The organism is Candidatus Aalborgicola defluviihabitans (assembly GCF_016705985.1).
GTDB lineage: Bacteria > Pseudomonadota > Gammaproteobacteria > Burkholderiales > Burkholderiaceae_C > Allorhodoferax > Allorhodoferax defluviihabitans.
In genome coordinates this window covers 1-14917 of record NZ_JADJKN010000005.1, presented here as the reverse complement: position 1 = coordinate 14917, position 14917 = coordinate 1, and the positions used below count along the sequence as shown (strand labels likewise).

General features: G+C 55.8%; 17 protein-coding genes. 14 read left to right on the top strand and 3 right to left on the bottom strand.

The window, feature by feature from the left end; genetic code table 11:
* Positions 1–592: 592 nt before the first annotated feature.
* The 8 genes from IPI80_RS04925 to IPI80_RS04890 all read left to right on the top strand — a co-directional run bounded on the left by IPI80_RS04925 (position 593) and on the right by IPI80_RS04890 (position 7867).
* Positions 593–1651, top strand: a complete 1059-nt coding sequence (locus tag IPI80_RS04925) for a tyrosine-type recombinase/integrase (protein WP_413857774.1) — start codon at positions 593–595, stop codon at positions 1649–1651.
* A gap of 95 nt (positions 1652–1746) precedes the next feature.
* Positions 1747–2580, top strand: coding sequence for a hypothetical protein (locus IPI80_RS04920; protein ID WP_413857772.1), 834 nt, complete (start codon positions 1747–1749; stop codon positions 2578–2580).
* Positions 2581–2810: 230 nt separating this feature from the next.
* The gene (locus IPI80_RS04915; protein WP_413857769.1) at positions 2811–3029 is read left to right on the top strand and encodes a helix-turn-helix domain-containing protein; all 219 of its coding nucleotides are present in this window, start codon (positions 2811–2813) and stop codon (positions 3027–3029) included.
* 9 nt (positions 3030–3038) lie between these two features.
* The gene (locus IPI80_RS04910) at positions 3039–3302 is read left to right on the top strand and encodes a hypothetical protein (protein WP_413857767.1); all 264 of its coding nucleotides are present in this window, start codon (positions 3039–3041) and stop codon (positions 3300–3302) included.
* Positions 3299–5755 (top strand): DUF3987 domain-containing protein, encoded by a 2457-nt coding sequence (locus IPI80_RS04905; RefSeq protein ID WP_413857765.1) that lies wholly within the window; start codon positions 3299–3301, stop codon positions 5753–5755. The genes IPI80_RS04910 and IPI80_RS04905 overlap by 4 nt, the downstream gene beginning before the upstream one ends.
* The gene (locus tag IPI80_RS04900; protein ID WP_413857763.1) at positions 5752–6312 is read left to right on the top strand and encodes a hypothetical protein; all 561 of its coding nucleotides are present in this window, start codon (positions 5752–5754) and stop codon (positions 6310–6312) included. Before IPI80_RS04905 ends, IPI80_RS04900 begins: the two co-directional genes overlap by 4 nt.
* A complete protein-coding gene (locus IPI80_RS04895) occupies positions 6293–7099 on the top strand; it encodes a hypothetical protein (protein ID WP_413857761.1) in 807 nt (268 codons plus the stop codon). The genes IPI80_RS04900 and IPI80_RS04895 overlap by 20 nt, the downstream gene beginning before the upstream one ends.
* Positions 7100–7261: 162 nt before the next feature.
* Complete coding sequence (locus IPI80_RS04890) at positions 7262–7867, top strand: hypothetical protein (protein WP_413857759.1); 606 nt, start codon at positions 7262–7264, stop codon at positions 7865–7867.
* A 113-nt stretch (positions 7868–7980) separates the two neighbouring features.
* On the opposite strand, the gene IPI80_RS04885 is transcribed toward IPI80_RS04890, so the two are convergent.
* Together IPI80_RS04885 and IPI80_RS04880 are read right to left on the bottom strand one after the other, a co-directional pair.
* Positions 7981–8271 (bottom strand): hypothetical protein, encoded by a 291-nt coding sequence (locus IPI80_RS04885; RefSeq protein ID WP_413857757.1) that lies wholly within the window; start codon positions 8269–8271, stop codon positions 7981–7983.
* Positions 8272–8355: 84 nt separating this feature from the next.
* The gene (locus IPI80_RS04880; protein WP_413857755.1) at positions 8356–8892 is read right to left on the bottom strand and encodes a hypothetical protein; all 537 of its coding nucleotides are present in this window, start codon (positions 8890–8892) and stop codon (positions 8356–8358) included.
* A gap of 105 nt (positions 8893–8997) precedes the next feature.
* Between IPI80_RS04880 and IPI80_RS04875 the strand changes: the two genes are divergently transcribed.
* From IPI80_RS04875 to IPI80_RS04850, 6 genes are all read left to right on the top strand, one after another.
* Entirely contained in the window at positions 8998–9195 is a 198-nt protein-coding gene (locus tag IPI80_RS04875) for a helix-turn-helix domain-containing protein (protein ID WP_413857753.1), read from the top strand.
* Positions 9196–9248: 53 nt separating this feature from the next.
* Positions 9249–10034: a hypothetical protein gene (locus tag IPI80_RS04870; RefSeq protein WP_413857751.1), complete on the top strand. Its 786-nt coding sequence runs from the start codon at positions 9249–9251 to the stop codon at positions 10032–10034.
* 57 nt (positions 10035–10091) lie between these two features.
* Positions 10092–12533: an N-6 DNA methylase gene (locus tag IPI80_RS04865; protein ID WP_413857749.1), complete on the top strand. Its 2442-nt coding sequence runs from the start codon at positions 10092–10094 to the stop codon at positions 12531–12533.
* A 142-nt stretch (positions 12534–12675) separates the two neighbouring features.
* Positions 12676–13629, top strand: a complete 954-nt coding sequence (locus IPI80_RS04860) for a restriction endonuclease subunit S (protein ID WP_413857747.1) — start codon at positions 12676–12678, stop codon at positions 13627–13629.
* A complete protein-coding gene (locus tag IPI80_RS04855) occupies positions 13520–13927 on the top strand; it encodes a restriction endonuclease subunit S (RefSeq protein WP_413857745.1) in 408 nt (135 codons plus the stop codon). Before IPI80_RS04860 ends, IPI80_RS04855 begins: the two co-directional genes overlap by 110 nt.
* A complete protein-coding gene (locus IPI80_RS04850) occupies positions 13924–14565 on the top strand; it encodes a Fic/DOC family protein (protein ID WP_413857743.1) in 642 nt (213 codons plus the stop codon). The genes IPI80_RS04855 and IPI80_RS04850 overlap by 4 nt, the downstream gene beginning before the upstream one ends.
* Here IPI80_RS04850 and IPI80_RS04845 read toward each other — a convergent pair.
* On the bottom strand, positions 14549–14716 hold the full coding sequence (locus tag IPI80_RS04845; RefSeq protein WP_413857741.1) for a hypothetical protein: 168 nt from the start codon (positions 14714–14716) through the stop codon (positions 14549–14551). The two genes, IPI80_RS04850 and IPI80_RS04845, sit on opposite strands and share 17 nt — an antisense overlap.
* Positions 14717–14917 lie beyond the last annotated feature (201 nt).

Genomic DNA, 14917 nt, shown 5'->3' with positions numbered 1-14917 from the left:
AGTCCCGGCATGTTTTGCAGCCAGGGCAGCGCCAAGTACGTTTTTGTCGCGCCACAAAAAAAAAAGACTCAGCCATTTGGCTAAGTCTTTGATTCAACTGGTGGGAACTGAGAGATTCGAACTCTCGACCTACGGATTAAGAGTTCCAGGGTCTAAATGGACCTTCGGATTTATTGAGCTTAATTATCCTGTACTTAGCTCTATAAACGGGCTATCATGACCTTAACAGTTACCGCCCTATTCAAATCAAATCTTACCCTTAATGCTAGCCTGGTGCTAGCCCGAACAGGAGACCCATTGTGGAGAATCGTTTTCGATTTACCAAGACTTCATTGGCGAGACTCCCCTCCCCTGCTGCGGGTGTCCGTGCAACCTTCTACGACCAGGACGTTAGCAAACTGGCCATACGTGTGACATCAACCGTAACCACAACCTTCTACGTCATCAAACGGGTAGGACCAGACATGGTTTGGTTCAAGCTGGGTAGTTTTCCAGAAATGACAGTTGAGCAGGCACGTTTAGCTGCGGACGTGGCGCTGGGTGGGTTTGCAGGAAGGAAAATCCAGCAGAAGTTCGTCGTAGCATTAAGGGAATGCCTACTGTTTCGGAGTTCTTCATCGAGTATGGCAAGCGCCACGGACAGAAGAAGCGGTCCTGGCGGGACGACCAGCAGCGGTTCCGCGACTACCTCAAAGATCCATTGGGCAGCCGCAAGCTTTCACTTGTCACCAGAGAAATGGTGGGCCGCATCCTTTCGGACATGGAACGTGACGACAAAGCTGGAGCCACCGTTAACAATGTGCGGGCGCTGGCCTCAGCCCTTTTTGGCAAGGCCATCGAATGGGGCTATGTCACTGAAAACCCGGTCCGTGGCATCAAGACCAGAAAGACAGTCAAGAGAGATCGATTTATGCTGGGGCATGAGTTGCCTCGCTTCTTTGCTGCTTTGGCAGATGAACCCAACACGACAATCCGTGACTATCTATTGTTGTCGCTACTCACAGGTGCCCGCCGAGCCAACGTACTCGAAATGCGCTGGGCAGAAGTCGATCTAACTGAGGCCACATGGCGCATACCGCGTACCAAGAACGACGATCCTCAGAACGTCACTCTGAGCCCGGAAGCCGTCATGCTGCTGGAGCAGCGCAAGGTGCTTGCCAGTAAATCGGCATATGTGTTTCCGGGAACTGGCGCAAGTGGTCATTTGGTGGAGCCAAAAAAAGGGTGGAAGCGCATCTTTGACCGTGATGAACTAAACCAACTTGAGTTGCTTATCCAACCGAAAAACCCGAAATCACCTAAGACCAACGTCCGTCTAAATATGTCCGAAGCCGCTCTTGAAAAGCTGTTGATTGAGACGCGGGCACAGGCGGTCAAGCTGGGGATTGATGTTGAGAGCGCGCGAATGGCCAACCTTCGAATTCACGATCTGCGCCGCACACTTGGTAGTTGGCAGGCAAAAACTGGGGCAAGTATGGCCATCATTGGAAAAAGCCTAAACCACAAGAATCAGGCCACAACGGCGATTTATGCTCGGCTTGACCTTGACCCAGTACGGCAGTCCGTCAACACCGCGACAACGGCAATGATGGAAGCGGGCGGCATGAAGGAAAAGGTCGAGGTTGTTCGGTTGCAGACAGTACGAAATTAAACTATTCGCGCTAATTTTTCGCGATCGTCAAAAAATATTGTTTACCCAAAGCAGACAGGTCGAGCACCGCATTTTTTGGGAAGAAATGGAGCGAGATGAGTAAATTGTTCAAATTGAGGCGCTGGGTGACGCTGTCTGATGCTGCTAAGTATTTAGAGGGCGCCTTCACCGAGACTGTTAGCGAAGCGGATATCCTCCAGCTTGCACTTGATGGGCAGTTAAAGCTTTCAGTCAATTTCGTAAATCCAGTCGAAGTTTTGCTCGGTACGTTGACACCTAAGACTGAAATACCCTACGAGACGGTGCTGGGCAAAAATGGCCAACATTTCCGTCGATACATTTCAATGCAGCATCAAGCAGAGGACGGGGAAATTTACCTTTTCGATAAGAATGATCCGATTTACACGCTTCGTGGGGTTTGTGACCTTACATTGGATGACCGTTCTCGACTGAAAATTGAACGTCGCTATCACAGTGCTGTTGGTGGGCCTCTATTAGCTGATATAGAGGAGGATGGAGCAATGCTCCAAGTAGAAGATCAACAACTCTGCAGTTTTGAAATGCAGTTTGAAGAGCCAAATGACCTTGAAAATTTCGGAGGACTCGAAACGCCTGAATTTCTCATAAAAGCAATGGCTGAGAGTGGTTTGAAGTCCGATGAATTGTTGGATTTTTTCCAAAAGCGCCTGCGCCTAATGAGGCGAACTTCTAAGTATTGCTACTTGAAACATATTCCAGATGATTGCTCGTACGTGATACGCCAAAATTCACTAACTGACTTCATTAATTTGGTGAATGGGTCTTTAAACAATGAGAATAAGCCACTATCCACTACCGAGCGGAACACTCTGCTAAAGCTCGTGATCGGAATGGCAGTGAAGGGCTACCGCTATGACCCGGCGGCATCAAAAAACGCAGCAACAAAATAGATAGCTGACGATCTTGCCGGGCTGGGAATCACCATCACCGATGACACGGTGCGCAAGTATTTGAAACAGGCGGCTGATGCCGTATTGCCCGCAAAGCCACGCCAGTCATAGCGGCAAACCGAATTCGGTAATGGCAAACCGAATTCAGTCACAGAACGCTTCGCTTTCCAGAAACTCGCTTTCATTCCTGCAACGCAATCCAGCAAAGCGGGTCTCTATGAAAGCGAATCATGACTCTTCAAACCATCGTTAAAGCCAGCAAGGAGCTGCTCGATGACAAGGCTGCTGCGGCTGTGTTGGACGTTACGCCGGGCACCCTGTCCGTGTGGCGCTCCACTGGTCGCTATGCACTGCCATTCTTGAAAGTCGGTCGCAAGGTGCGCTACCGGCATGCTGATCTGCTGGCTTGGCTGGACAAGCGCACACGCTCTACTGGCGCAACGCAGTGAGGCTTGGCCGTGACCGACACCACCATTGAAAAAGCCCTCGTCGCTTGCAACACCGAAGGCTTTGGTACCGACACTATCAAGGCAGATTCTGCCACCGACGCCCAGTACAGTAAAGCCGTCGCCACTCAGATTGCGGTACTGGCCCTGGTTGGTCATGCTGTGCACCCATTGCGCTGCGGTGACTTCCTGGTGTGCAAGTACGGCTACAGCCACTACGCCCAGGACTTTGATGCACTGCAATCATTCGCCCGCAAATTGGGAGTGAACGAATGAGTGACATCATCAACCAATTCCGCGATGCCATTGCAGCGGCTGGCCTGACTCCACCCGACGAAATCATTGACGACGGCAAGATTCACCGGTTCAGCTCCAACGGCAAACCGCGTGACGAATCCGGCTGGTATGTTCTGCACAGCGATGGTGTGGCGGCTGGTGCGTTTGGTGACTGGCGCGAGGGCTTTACGCAAAACTGGTGCAGCAAGTCCAACACCGAAATGACCCAGGTAGACCGGGAAAGCCACCAGAACCGCGTGCAGGCCATGAAAGCGCAGCGCGACAGCGAGCAGGCGCAACGCAATGAATCAGCGGCCCTGGAGGCTTCCCGCCGGGTCAATGCGGCGACCGTCTGCACCCAGCACCCCTACCTGGATGCCAAGGGTGTGAAACCCTATGGCGTGAAGGTTGAGATGGACGGGACGCTCCTAGTGCCCATGCGCGACGACGGCAAGTTGTGGAATGTGGAGCGCATCAACTTAACAGATTTCAAGGACAAGCGGGGGCTGTCTGGTGGGCGGCGCACTGGTTGCTATCACGCCATCGGCGGCAAGCCCAAGAACAGACTGATCGTTGGATCGGGCTATGCAACTTGCGCCAGCATCCATGAAGCGACGGGTGACGCGGTTGCTGTGGCCTTCAATGATGGAAACCTGGGTGCAGTGGCCGGAACGATGCGCTTCAAGTTTCCTGATCTTCAAATCATCGTGGCGGCAGACGACGACTATCAAAATGCCGTCAACGGTGGTGTCGAGCACGCACGCGCGGCAGCACTGGCCATCGGAGGCTATCTTGCAGTCCCTGACTTCGGAGCCAATAGGCCAGAAAAGGCGACTGATTTCAACGACCTGCACCAGATTGCGGGGCTGGATGCGGTCAAACGCGGTATTGATGCTGCTATACCTTTAATAGCTGTTGACTATACTAATACGCGCGCAAAAGGCAAAAGCGAAACATGGCCAGTTCCAGCGCCACTACCGGATGCGTTGCCGCCCGTAATGGCGTTCAACTACTCACTATTGCCGGATTCAATGCGTCCGTGGGTGGCTGATATGGCAGAACGGATGCAATGTCCACCTGATTTTTTGGCTGCGGGCGTGATGGTGGCTATATCTGGGCTTGTCGGTGCGCGTGTTGTGATCCAGCCCAAGGCGCGGGATAACTGGCTGGTCACCCCAAATTTGTGGGGAGCCATCATAGGCAGGCCTGGGGCCATGAAAAGCCCGGCCTTGAATGAAGTGCTGAAACCACTCAAGCGCATCGAAGCAAAGAAGCGCGAAGCCTATCAAGCTCAATGCGGGGAATGGGAAGTGTCCCAGCGGCTGCGCAAGCTGCAAGATGCGGCCAGTGAAACCAGGGCCAAAGCCACACTCAAGAAGAGCAACGACGTAGAGGCAGCGCGTGAGCTGCTACGGGCAGCGGACCTTGAACCCGAGCCGATCCCTGAGCGCTTGATCGTGAATGACACCACGATTGAAGCCCTGGGCGAAATAATGCGGGTCAATCCGTGGGGGCTGTTGGTAGAACGTGACGAAATTTATGGGCTACTCAAGAGCATGGATCGCGAGGGCAAAGAAGGCGACCGGGCTTTTTACCTGACGGCGTATGACGGTGACAAGTCCTACACCGTGGATAGGATCATGCGCGGCTTGAACTTGCACATTCCCAGGCTGTGCGCGGCAATGATCGGCGGCATTCAGCCGGGCCGGTTGTCAGAGTATGTGCGCGGCGCAATGGCCGGGGGCGGTGCAGACGATGGCCTGATTCAACGGTTTCAAATGGCCGTGTGGCCCGACAGTTCCCCCGAATGGCAGGATGTTGACGAGTGGCCAGACACCCCGGCACGACAGGCCGCGAATGCGGTCTTTGATCGACTGGAGGCATTACCCACACCCGAAGGTGACGCGCCCGTGTGGAGGTTTGATGATGCGGCGCAAGCTCTATTCAGAGAATGGCGCACTGAACTAGAACTGCGCTTGCGCAGCGACACCCTGCACCCCGTGATGGAAGCGCACTTGTCAAAAAACCGCAAAACGATTCCGGCACTGGCGCTGCTATTTGCCCTGATCGACACGCCCGAGGCGGGGCAGGTGTGCGAGCCTGAGCTGATTCGGGCGCTGGGCTGGGCCGAATATCTGGAAACCCATGCCACGCGCATCTATGCCGCTGGCATCAAGCCGGAGATTGAGGGCGCGGCGTTGCTACTCAAGCGCATCAGGGCCGGTGCAATGGTTGACAAGGACGGTGTGATCGCAAAAACCTTCACAACGCGGGACGTTTACCGCAAGGGTTGGCAGGGGCTCGGCGATGTGGACGCGGTGCGCGGTGCGGCTGATATGTTGGTCGAGTATGACTGGTTGCGCCGTGAGCTGGTTCCCGGCAGTGCAGCGGGTGGCAGACCGTCGGAGCAGTACCGCATCAATCCGGCGGTGCTGGGCGGGGGTAAAGCATGAGCTGGCGCGACAAGGTGCAGGCCATGCGAGAGGGCGCAAATTCTGAAATAGTGCCCACCCCCGTACCGCCAAAACTACCAAAACCGGGTTTTGTCGGTTCTGTCAGTACCCTACCCCTGCAAATTTCAGAAAAAAAGGAAGCGGCGAACGATTCACCACCCTTGCAGGCCGCACACCTGGAGCCTGATATTGAGCCCGACCGCTGGTGCTATCCGCACAGCACCGCCATGAACACGGTGGAGATCGACATCTTTACGGCGCGGCTGTCACGGTTCACCGGCAAGGGCTTATCCATTGCCGGCGGCGAAGGTTTGGCCGACAAGCTGGTCAGCCGCGATCGTGAGCAGGACGACCGGCATTCGTGTTTTGAATGCGCCCATCTTGCAGGCGCTGGTGGCTGGCGATGCGGCAACTGGCAGGCCGCCGGCGTCGCTATTCAGTCGCGTGATGCGCAACTGCCTGCCGATCTGGTGGTGCAGCTACAGCGATGCGACGGATTCACTGCCCAACTTGTCTCAACACCAAAAGGACCTAGCGATGACCATGACCACCACTGACAAAACCGACGAAACCAACCAAATGACCTCCCTCAGCCCACAACCTTATGAGGTCGTCCGCTTCAACGCCCTCAAGCACGGCATCCTGAGCCGCTACACAGTGCTCAGCCACGAAAACCATGCGGACTACGAAAGCCTGGTCAATTCGCTGATGGACGAACACCTACCTGCCGGTGCCACCGAACAGCATTTGATTGAAGAACTGGCCAGCGTAATCTGGCGCAAGCGCCGCGTGCTGCAAGCCGAGGGTGCCACCATCAATAAGGGATTGAAAGAATCCGCCCGCAGTGCCAAAACCGTCATTCCTGCGGCGGCACCGTTCGAGATGGGCTTGTCAGGCGAGAACACCGACATTCGCGATCTGATGGACTTGAAACCGGCGGACGTGGCAGAAAGCCAGCAGTCTGCGCGGCACGACATTGATGCCACCAACAAGGCCAGCGCCATCCTGCGCAAGGGTGGCGGTCGGGCTTATGAAAAAGCCTTACGCGCCCTGCTACCCGAAGCCCGCGAGTGGTGGCAAAACTATGTGAATGACGAGGAATACACCGCCGACGCCAGTGGATTGACTGCATTCATCAACGAGCGCATCACGCCGTTTGCTTACCAACTAGAAAAAGAAGCCCGCCACCACGACGCCATCGTGAACCAAACCATTGGCGAAGGGCTGCAAGCCTACCGGCTTGAGAAGCTTTCCCGCTACGAAACACACCTGGACCGAAAATTTGAGCGCACTTTGGCCATGTTGATCAAGCTAAAAGACCTCCGTGCTGTCAAAACAGGCTGAATCGGCGTCAAAAGCCACCCGAAATTAGCAACCTTTGATGTACGCCAAAAACAGGCATAAACCCAGCATTCATGCGGGTTAGCGGCCAATTCACCCGATTAACTGCGACAAGGCCATGCTGAATTTGCCAAATGATTTCGATAGAAACCAAGGAGAACAAAAATGGGCGGACGTGGAAGCGGCAGGCAAGCCGCCTATTGCGGCAAGGACGTGACCCAGGAATCCACGCCGCTAGACGTTCGTAAGCTGGCACGTTCCGGCCTGCTGGTGCCCGGACGCAGTTTTAGTTGGCAGTGGACGGTGGGCGACCGTCAAGTCGCTGGCATCACCATTCGCGTCGCTGCTCAGGCCGTGCAATTCTGTTACCAGAAGCGAAGCACCGGCGAATCCATTGATCAGTGGGTTCACCTGCAAAGTACGCCCTGCCAGTTGGGTGGTGCACGGCAGTGGTTTACCTGCCCAAGCTGCGGCAAGCGGGTGGCGGTGCTCTATGGGCCGGGCAAATACTTTGCCTGCCGACGCTGCTGTGGGCTGGGCTATGCCAGCCAGAAGGAGGGCTTGGGTGACCGTTCCAGTCGTCAGGCTGACAAGATTCGCAACCGGCTTGGTTGGCAGGCGGGCATCTTGAATGGTGAAGGCGGTAGGCCGAAAGGAATGCACTGGGCAACCTACCGGCGGCTAAAAGCAGAATATGACCGGCTGGTGCAGATCAGCTTTCATGACATTGGGCTCAAGTTAGGGTTTCTGGACAAGCTACTGGATCGGTGAATCTGTTTCGCAAAAATGCACACAGTGCCCAACGGACGCGCCCAAAGGGCTGCGCAAACGGCAACCGGACCTGTGCGTGATCGGCCGTTACACCCATGGAATGCCGGTTCCTGTCAGCCGCGCATCGTTCGATAGCCTTCTTGGGCTTCGGTCTCTGCGCGAACGAGCCACTCAGAGAATTTTTCGGCAGATGCGCGCGAATGGAAGAGTACGAACATCGTCTTCTCCTGAATTCTCACAATCATTGGCAGTGGCAAGGGTTTGTGATTGATGCGTTGCAGCCAATCGTCGCCCATGGGGCGCGGCATATAGAAGTTGAAGTTCTGCTTCTCGTATCCGATGTAGTAAACATAGGTACGGAAGTCGTATGACTCGACTTCTGCGCTGGCGACTACAACGTGCATTTAATTTAATTTCCCAAGAGGCAGGATACGGGCAGAAGCGTGCAAGAGCGATCAGTCCTAACGCGACAGAGATGCTGGCAAGGTTCATGCGGTGGGCCCACCATACCTCTCGGAAAGTGTCAGGCCTGGTCCGTACTTGAGCAGTACTTGCTTCCTCCAGAAAAAGATGAAATCGGAGGCGCTTTCCCGAACATGACGCTCAAACCACTCAGGTTCATTGAACTGGTCATAGTCCATGTCGTATTCTTTGCACTTCTCGAAAAAGAACTCGGCCAGTTCTTTAGCACAGTCATCCATACTGTCCTTGTCGCCGAATACGGCGTTGAAATACCAATCCTCTGATAGCTCATCTTCGATCTGGATGTCCCAGTTATGAAGGTCCGAAATTATGTTGTCCGGCTTACAAAGGCGGAGTCGATCCTTCAATGCAGAAAGTGCATCTTCGTTTAGAAGCGAGGGTGGATACGGTGTTGGAATCGACAATGGTCGATTAGCCGCCTGGGACATCATTAAGAAGCCTGTTAATTGGCATTCGTTGGCCGCAATCACCTCAGCCATGTTGAGATACGTGCTGAACGGCCCTTGGACTGGCTCGTCAAGATCGTTGTTGGCTGATTCCATAGGTTATTCCCCATATATTGGGATGACCAATCCTACCGGAAACTGGACAGTCTCCCCATATGTCGGGAACCGCTCCAATCAGTCCACACGAAGCCTTTTGGGCAGGTGCTGCGCAAGCATCGGCTTGCAGCAGGGTTTAGCCAGGAGCAATTGGGGCTGGAGTCGGGGGTGCAGCGCAATTTCATCTCCCTTATTGAAACCGGCCAGAATAAGCCCACTATCACTACGATCTTCAAGTTGGCAAGTGCACTCAACCTGAAACCGTCGAAATTGCTGGCAGAGACAGAGAAACTGACGGGCTGAAGAAGTTGACGTAAAGCTGATGGAGTGACGGGCCATGTAGGGTTTAATCAAGTATGACTCCCACCGATGCCCAAACTCCTCACGAGCAGGTTGGCCTGCAATTCATTGTCAACAATGCTTTCGAGGGCTTTTCCAACACCATTCTGTCGACTCGCACCAAAGTGCTGCTGATTGGTGGCTATATTGACCAGGCGAGCGCAATGAAAGCATACATTGCGAGAGCTCGACCCACTATGGATCGTCGAAGGAAGCTCAGCGCTGAAGATACGGCCTATGTTGAGGGGGTGGAGCAGTATGCGTGCTCCGCGCAACAATATATAGATTGGGTGAGAGTAGAGGGTGGGCAACCTATTTGGCACGAGGCACTCGCCTCGTACTGCACAGCATTTGAGAACTGCCTAAAGGCAATCGCCGTGGCGTTTCTACTGGCTCAAACCTCATCGAAACCAAATCTCAAGGTGCAGGTGAAAGTCCCCAGTAAAGAGTTGACGGTCGCTCGAAGGCAAATTGCCCAACAGTGGAGTCAGACCGACGGTGACTTGCCAAGAGTTCAACAGTTCTTTCAATCTCATATTCTGAGCATGAAAGTAGCGAATCAATTCCAATTTGAATTTGAGATCCCAGAGTTGACCTGGGATTTGTGCTCTTCAGCCTTCAAGGTACGGAATGCAATTGTTCACAACATGGGATATATGCCGTACACCGTGAGCCTAGGGAATTTGGACTTGCATGCAGCATGGCCTATTGAGCTGACGCAGCGTGCAATTGCTGACGTAGCTACAGCGTTTTCGGAGGTTTTGGCTCCTTTCGACCCGAAAGGTATTTTTCGCTTGATCTAGGGTCGAAGCTAATGTTTTAGGGGTGATACTTGCGCCGGTACAAGGAAATATGCACCCATGGCCCTCAAAAAATCCGAACTCTATTCATCCCTCTGGAAATCTTGTGACGAGCTGCGCGGCGGCATGGACGCCAGCCAGTACAAAGACTATGTGCTGGTGCTGCTCTTTGTAAAATACGTGAGCGACAAATACGCGGGCAACCCCAATGCGCTGATCGACGTGCCCGCTGGCGGCAGCTTTGCCGACATGGTGGCACTCAAGAACGACAAGGAAATTGGCGACAAGATCAACAAGCTGGTGGGCCGCCTGGCCGATGCCAATGACACCCTCAAGGGTGCCATCAACGTGGCCGACTTCAACGACGAAGAAAAGCTGGGCAAGGGCAAAGAAATGGTGGACCGGCTCACCAAGCTGGTCGGCATTTTTGAGGGGCTGGACTTTGGCCGCAACCGGGCCGAGGGCGACGACCTGCTGGGCGATGCCTATGAGTACCTCATGCGCCACTTTGCCACCGAGAGCGGCAAGAGCAAAGGCCAGTTCTACACCCCGGCCGAAGTCTCGCGCGTGATGGCGCAGGTGATCGAGCTGGGCCGCGCCACCGATGCGCGCCAAAGCATTTTTGACCCGACATGTGGATCGGGTTCGCTCTTGCTCAAGGCCCATGACGAAGCCAAAAGCCGCACCGGGCTGGACCTGGCCCTGTACGGCCAGGAAATGGATAACGCCACCGCAGCCCTGAGCCGCATGAACATGGTGCTGCACGATTGCCCCACCGCCGAAATCTGGCGCGACAACACCCTGGCCAACCCGCACTTTCTACACGCCACCGACAAAACCGCGCTGCAAACCTTTGACTACGTGGTGGCCAACCCGCCATTCAGCACCAAAGCCTGGAGCAATGGGTTCGATCCGCTCAACGACCTGTTTGGCCGCTTTGAATATGGCGTTCCGCCTGACAAAAATGGCGACTTTGCGTTTTTGCTGCACATCCTCAAAACCCTCAAGAGCACCGGCAAGGGCGCAGTCATCTTGCCGCACGGCGTGCTGTTTCGCGGCGGGGCCGAGGGCAGCATCCGTGCCAACATCGTGCGCCGGGGCTTCATCAAGGGCATCATCGGCCTGCCAGCCAACCTGTTCTATGGCACCGGCATACCGGCCTGCATCATCGTGCTGGACAAAGAAGGCGCTGCCGGGCGCACCATGGCTAAAGATGGGCGGGGCGGCATCTTCATGGTGGACGCCAGCAAAGGCTTCATCAAAGACGGCAACAAGAACCGCCTGCGCGAGCAAGACCTGCACCGCATCGTGGACACCTTCACCCGGCAAGACCGCAGCAACCCCAAATACGCACGCCTGGTGCCGCTGGCCGAGATTGAGGCCAACGATTTCAACCTCAACCTGCCCCGCTACATCGACAGCGCCCAGCCCGAAGACCTGCAAGACATCACCGCCCACCTGCGCGGCGGCATCCCCAATGCCGACATCGACGGCCTGGCCGCCTACTGGCAGGTGCTGCCCACCGTGCGGCAACACATCTTTGCAGCAGCTGACCGCCCCGGTTACAGCCAGCCCACCGTGCCCGGCAGCCAAGTCAAGGCGGCCATCTTTGCCCACCCCGAGTTCACAGCGTTCAACCAGACCGTGACCGCCCTGTATGCCACCTGGGTGGCCGCCAACACCCCGCTGCTCACCGGCCTGCGCCAGGGCGACCGGCCCAAGGCGCTGATTGAAGCGCTGGCCGAAAACCTGCTGGAAACCTTTCGCAGCGGCGCAGCCGTGGCCTCGCTGATCGACCCCTATGGCGTGTACCAGCACCTGATGGACTACTGGGCCGAGGTGATGCAAGACGACGCATGGATGATTGCCAGCGACGGCTGGCAGGCGCTGCAAGGCGGCAAGCCCCACGCGCCCCCTAATTCAGACCTGATCCCCGCCACCCTCATCGTCAATCGCTACTTTGCCCAAGACCAAGCGGCCATCGCCCAGCGAGAGGCTGCGCGCGACGCCATCACCCGCCAGATGGAAGAGCTGGACGAAGAACATGGTGGGGAGGGCGGCCTGCTGGAAGACGCCAAAAACGACAAAGGCAAGCTCACCAAAGTCAGCGCCAAGGCACGCCTGGCCGACATCAAGCGCGACAAAGACGCGGCAGACGAGCGCAAGCTGCTGGAAGGCTACCTGCTGCTGACCGAGCAAGAAACCACTGCCAGCAAGGCCGTGAAAGACGCCACCAAAGCGCTGGATGCCAAAGTAGCTGCCCAATACGCCCGGCTCACGCTGCCAGACATTCAAACGCTGGTGGTGCACGACAAATGGCTGGCCGCCTTGGCCGCCCGCGTGCAGGGCGAGCTGGACCGCGTGTCGCAAGCCCTCACAGGCCGCATCCGCGAACTGACCGACCGCTACGCCACCCCCTTGCCCCAGCTCACCATCGACGTGGCGGCGTTGTCTGCCAAGGTGGAAGAGCACCTCAAACGCATGGGGGCTACATGGAACTGAGGCGGTTTGATGCGGGTGATACTATTGTTTTAGTAGCTGCTTGCGCACGTTCTACGAGGGCTGGAGGCCGATTTGACATAAATCTCTGGCGTGGGCAGTGTTTGGGCGCGTTGCGGACGGTTGCGCCACGGGCGGGTGCCGTATGAACGCGGGTGTGTGGGCGGGGTACAAGCAGACGGACGTGGGGGTGATTCCGGAGGATTGGGGTGTTGCCCCAATGGGTGAACTGGCCTCAATTGAGCGCGGCAAGTTCAGTGCCAGACCCCGTAACGACCCAAGACTATATGGGGGAAATATTCCGTTCATTCAGACGGGTGACGTGGCTCGCTCGAATGGCTCAATCACGACTTTTACGCAATCGCTGAATAGCGAGGGCCTCAAAGTGAGTCGGCTCTTTCCGATCGAAACTCTGTTCTTCACGATTGCGGCCAATATCGGCGACGTTGGGATTGCTCAATTTGAAGCTGCTTGTCCCGATAGCTTGGTTGCGATTGCGCCATATTCGCAAACTGATAAGTTTTGGCTTCTGTACGAATTGTCCAGCCGCAAAACAGACTTTGAAAACTTGGCATCACCAGGCGCACAGCTGAACATCAATCTGGAGAAATTGCGACCGTACCTACTCCCAGCACCACCTCTCCCCGAACAACGCGCCATCGCAACCGCGTTGAGCGATGTGGATGCGCTGCTGAGCGGGCTGGACAGCCTCATCGTCAAGAAGCAAAACCTCAAACAGGCCGCCATGCAGCAACTCCTCACCGGCCAAACCCGCCTGCCCGGGTTCAGTGGGGAGTGGGAGGTGAAGACCATGAAATCGCTGGGGCAGACCTACGGCGGACTGACAGGCAAAACAAAAGAAGACTTTGGGCACGGTTCGTCGAAGTACATCCCGTTCATGAACGTCATGAAAGACACGGTGATCGATCCAGACTGGCTTGAGACCGTGGACGTCGCACCGAGCGAAGCCCAAAACTTGGCAAAGAAGGGTGACTTGTTCTTCAACGGCTCATCCGAAACACCAGAGGAAGTTGGTTTCTGTTCTGTGCTTCGTGGAAATACCCGGCTTGTATCTGAACAGCTTCAGCTTCGGGTTTAGATTCAATTCGGAAGCAAAAGTTAACGGTTTGTACTTTGCCTATTGGTTCCGTTGTGCGGATGGGCGCACGGTCATGTCAGTCCTGGCCCAAGGCGCGACCCGCTACAACATTGCCAAGAGTGCTTTCATGCGACTTTCCATTCCGCAGCCAACTCAAGAAGAGCAAACCGCCATCGCCACCGTCCTCTCCGACATGGACACCGAACTCGCCGCCCTGCAAGCCCGCCGCGACAAGACCCGTGCGCTCAAGCAGGGGATGATGCAAGAGCTGCTGACCGGCAGAATCCGTTTGGTATGAACCGCTACGCCGTCCACAGTGCCGAGGGGGAATTTGAGCCGGGTTCCGACGGGCTGGTACTGCGCAATCTGTTGGGCATCACCTCAGCGCAGGAGATGGACGAGGTGGAGCTTGGGCTGCTGGCCCAGCTATATGAAGAGGTGTTGGTAACCCATCTGCCCGACCATGTGCTGACGGTGGCAGACATCAAGACATGGCACCGCCGCTGGCTGGGCCATGTGTACACATGGGCCGGGCAGGAGCGTTCGGTCAACATGGGCAAGGGTGGTTTTGCGTTTGCGGCGTCAGGCCAGATTCCTCGGCTGCTGGCCACGTTTGAGCAGGATTGCCTGAGCCGCTGGACGCCCTGCGACGGTCTGAGCCTAGAGGCGCTGGTGGAGGCGATTGCCGTGAGCCATGTCGAGCTGATTTTGATCCACCCCTTCCGCGAGGGCAATGGCCGCCTTGCGCGCCTATTGGCCGACGTGATGGCGGTACAAGCCGGGCGTGAGCCACTGGATTACACCGCGTGGGAAACGCACAAGGCGCAATACATAGCGGCCATTCACCAAGGCGTCAGTATGGATTGGGAACCCATGAAACATTGGGTTCGTGTGGCCATGGGGCTGGCCGACAACGGCCTTACGCCGCCAGCTTGAGATGGGCAAAGCGATGTTTGGCGGACTCTTTGAGCTTTTGCTCCAGCTGCTGGATGCTCTGGCCGGTTTCCACCGCCGTCGAGCTGGCCACAGCACGACGCAGCGCAGCCAAGCTGGGCTGTTTGCGGTTGTTCTGGGTGGGCTTAATCATGGCGGTGGTGGTGTTGATTTGTCGGTCTCCATTTTAACGAAAATAAGCACATAACACCAATGTCATCAGGGAACGCACAGCCATGAGTACCGTCGATCAAATCGAAAAGCAAACGCTGCTGCTTACCGGAAGGACTAGGCTGGTATGAATGCTGTGGCGACGCTGTCGCAAGGACGCTATTTGTTGCTTGTCGACATTTTG